Consider the following 3,802-nt stretch of genomic DNA (forward strand, 5'->3'; position numbering starts at 1 on the left):
CGCCCCGGCCCCCGTGCCGGGAGTCGACTGCCGGGCGGTGAGCTGACCCGTGGCCGCCCCCGTACCCGGAACGCAGGCGGCTCCGGCCCCGCCCCGCCGCGGCAAGGAGCTCGTCCTGCTGGTCGCCGCCTCGGTGATCGTCGGATTCGCACTGCTCCTGGTCCAGCTGGCCCAGGAGCAGGAACTCAGCCTCACACTGCTCTGGCTCACCCTCGCCTACCTCGGTCTGTGCGGCGGCGCCCACCTGCTGATCCGGTGGTTGGCCCCCTTCTCGGACCCGGTGCTCCTGCCGGCCGTCGCCCTGCTCAACGGCCTGGGCCTGGTGCTGATCTACCGCCTCGACCTGGCGTACGCGGCGCGCGCCGTGGCCAACGGCACCGACCCGCCGGGGATGGACGTCACCCGGCAGCTGCTGTGGACCCTCATCGGGCTGGCCTTCATGGCGGCCGTGTTGTACTTCCTCCGGGACCACCGGGTGCTGTCCCGGTACGGCTACACCATGGGTTTCGCCGGCCTGGTGTTGCTGGCGATCCCGGCGGTGCTGCCCGCCCGGTTCTCCGAGATCAACGGCGCCAAGAACTGGATCATCCTGCCCGGCTTCACCATCCAGCCCGGCGAGTTCGCCAAGATCCTGCTCATCATCTTCTTCGCCTCGATCCTGGTCGAGAAGCGGGAGCTGTTCACCAGCGCCGGTCGGCGGATCCTCGGCGTGGACCTGCCCCGCGGGCGTGACCTCGGGCCGATCATCGTGGCGTGGTTCCTGTCCCTGGGCGTGCTGGTGTTCAACACGGACCTCGGCATGGCGCTCCTGCTCTTCGCCACCGTGCTCACCATGCTCTACGTGGCCACGGAGCGCGTCAGCTGGTTGCTCATCGGCGTGGTGCTGGTGGGTATCGGTGGCGTGCTGGCCTACGCCCTCTTCGGGCACGTGCGGGTGCGGTTCCAGATCTGGCAGGACCCCTTCGCCTACTTCGACACCGGCGGTTATCAGAGCTCGCAGGCACTGTTCGGTCTCGCCTCCGGCGGCATGGGCGGCACCGGACTCGGCAACGGGCGGCCGGACCAGGTGCCGTTCGCGGGCACCGACTTCATCACCTCCACGATCGGCGAGGAACTGGGCCTGATCGGCCTCGCCGCCGTGCTGATGATCTACACGATCATCGTCCTGCGCGGGATCCGCGTGGGTCTGACCATCAGGGACAGCTTCGGCAAACTCGTCGCCGTCGGCCTGGCCTTCACCGTGGCCATCCAGGTGTTCGTGGTGGTCGGCGGGGTCTCCACCCTCATCCCGCTCACCGGGCTCACCCTGCCCTTCATGGCCTACGGCGGGTCGAGCCTGCTCGCCAACTACGCCCTGCTGGCCATCCTGCTCCGGTTGTCGGACGACGCCCGGCGGCCGCTGCCGACCCCGCGTCAGACACCCGCGCTCGCCGAGGCCGCCACGGGCATGATGCGGACCCCGCTGCTGGCCCGCGTCCGGAAGTCCGGGTGAGCGCCGCGTGAACGCCGCCATCCGCAGGATCGCGATCGCCGCCATCGTCATGGTGGTCGCGCTGCTCCTCCAGCTCACCTGGGTGCAGGTCTTCCGCGCCGACGACCTGCGCGCCGACCCCCGCAACACCCGGATGCTGCTCGACGAGTACTCCCGCCAGCGCGGGCAGATCACCGCCGGCGGCCGGGTGCTGGCCATGTCGGTCCCCTCCGAGGGCAGGTACGAGTTCGAGCGCACCTATCCCACCGGTCCGACCGCGTTCGGCCCGACGGTCGGGTACTACTCCCTGCAGTTCGCCACCTCGGGGATCGAACAGTCCCAGGACGCGTTCCTCAACGGGTCCGACCCGCGGCTGCTCTCCCAGCGCATCTCGGGGCTCATCTCCGGGCGCACCCCCCAGGGCGGTTCGGTGGAGCTGACGCTCGACCCCGTCGCCCAGGAGGTCGCCTACGCGGCGCTGCAGCGGGGCGCGGGCCAGGGACCCTTCGTGGGTTCCGTGGCGGCGGTCCGACCCTCCACCGGCGAGGTCCTGGCGCTGGCCTCCAGCCCGTCCTTCGATCCCAACGCCCTGTCCAGCCAGGAGCAGACCGTCCGCACGCAGGAGATGGCGCGGATCGAGCAGAGCCCCGACCGGCCGCTGCTCAACCACGCCACCCAGCAGTCCCTGCCTCCCGGGTCCACCATGAAGGTCATCACCACCGCCGCCGCCCTCGAGTCCGGGATGGGACCGGAGACCCCGGTCTCCGGCGCGGACCGCACCCTGCTGCCCGGGACCTCCACGTTCCTGCAGAACTACGCCGGCCAGGCCTGCGGGGGCGGCACCGTGACCCTCCGCACCGCGTTCGAGCTCTCCTGCAACGTGCCCTTCGTGGAGCTCAGCCAGGAGATCGGTGCCGACGCGTTCACCGAGATGGCCGAGCGCTTCGGTGTGGACGGCGGTGAGCCGGACGAGCTCGGGATCCCCGCGGCGCCGTCCGGGCTCGGCCAGATGGAGGACGCCGCCCAGCTCGCCATGAGCTCGATCGGTCAGAGCGATGTCCGCATGACCACGCTGCAGAACGCCATGGTGGCCGCGACCGTGTCCAACGGCGGGGTGCGTATGCAGCCGAAGCTGATCCGTTCGCTCACGGCGCCGGACCTCTCCGTGGTGCAGGGGTTCACCCCCGAGGACGCCGGACGCGCCCTCACCGACGAGCAGGCCGGCACCCTCACCGAGCTCATGGAGGGCGCGGAGCGCAACGCCGGGGGCGGCCTGCCCGGGGTGACCATCGCCTCCAAGACCGGCACCGCGGAGCACGGCGTGGACGCCGCGGAGTCCGTCCCCTACACCTGGTACATCGCGTTCGTACCCGGGCAGGACGTGGCCGTGGCCGTGGCGATCGAATCCGGGCCGGGCGTCACCCGCGACACTGTGGGCTCCACCTACGCCGCCCCCATCGGGCGCGAGGTCCTCGGTGCCCTCCTCGGGGGAGCCGGATGAGCCTCAACTCCGGAGCGCTCCTGTCCGGCCGGTACCGCCTGTTGCGCCTGATCGCCACGGGCGGGATGGGTCAGGTCTGGGAGGCCGCCGACGCGGTGCTGGACCGGCACGTGGCGGTGAAGGTGCTCAAGGCCGAGTTCTCCTCCGACCAGGAGTTCGTCGAGCGGTTCCGGTCCGAGGCCAAGGTGACGGCACGGATCTCGCACCCGGGGATCGCGACGGTCTACGACTACGGGCAGATCGACGACCCGGCCTCGGGTAGCCCACTGTCCTACCTGGTCATGGAGCTCGTGGTGGGCGAGCCGCTGTCCGACGTCCTGTCCCGCGAGGGGTCGCTCCCGCTGCGCCACACCCTCGACATGCTGGAGCAGACCGGTCGCGCGCTCAACGCCGCACACGCGATCGGGTTGGTGCACCGGGACGTCAAGCCGGGCAACATCCTCATCACGCCCTCCGGGCAGGTCAAGCTCACCGATTTCGGCATCGCCAAGTCGATGGGGTCCGCGGCGGTCACCCAGGCCGGGATGGTCGTGGGCACCGCCCAGTACATCGCCCCCGAGCAGGCCATGGGGCACGAGACCACCCCGGCCGGTGACGTGTACTCGCTCGGCGTGGTGGGGTACGAGTGCGTTTCCGGGCGCAGGCCGTTCGTGGCCGATTCACCGGTGAGCGTGGCGATGATGCACGTCCGGGAGACGCCGCCACCGCTGCCCGACTCGGTGCCGCCGCCGGTCCGCAGGCTCCTCGCCGACGCCATGGTCAAGGACCCGGCTCGCCGGTACCCGGACGGCGAGGCCTTCGCCGAGGCGGTGGCCGACGTGCGCGCCGGG

3 protein-coding genes are annotated in these 3,802 nt (G+C 71.2%); all 3 read left to right on the plus strand.

What is annotated here, in order from left to right; all coding sequences use genetic code 11:
• Positions 1 to 49 precede the first annotated feature (49 nt).
• Positions 50 to 1,492: an FtsW/RodA/SpoVE family cell cycle protein gene (locus G6017_RS04775; protein WP_182610726.1), complete on the plus strand. Its 1,443-nt coding sequence runs from the start codon at positions 50 to 52 to the stop codon at positions 1,490 to 1,492.
• 7 nt (positions 1,493 to 1,499) lie between these two features.
• Complete coding sequence (locus G6017_RS04780; protein WP_182616176.1) at positions 1,500 to 2,972, plus strand: penicillin-binding transpeptidase domain-containing protein; 1,473 nt, start codon at positions 1,500 to 1,502, stop codon at positions 2,970 to 2,972.
• The coding region (locus G6017_RS04785) for a serine/threonine-protein kinase (protein ID WP_182616178.1) at positions 2,969 to 3,802 on the plus strand (834 nt) is incomplete at its 3' end. The genes G6017_RS04780 and G6017_RS04785, both read left to right, overlap by 4 nt.

Origin of the sequence: Dietzia sp. B44 (assembly GCF_014145245.1) — a bacterium.
Classification (GTDB): domain Bacteria; phylum Actinomycetota; class Actinomycetes; order Mycobacteriales; family Mycobacteriaceae; genus Dietzia; species Dietzia natronolimnaea.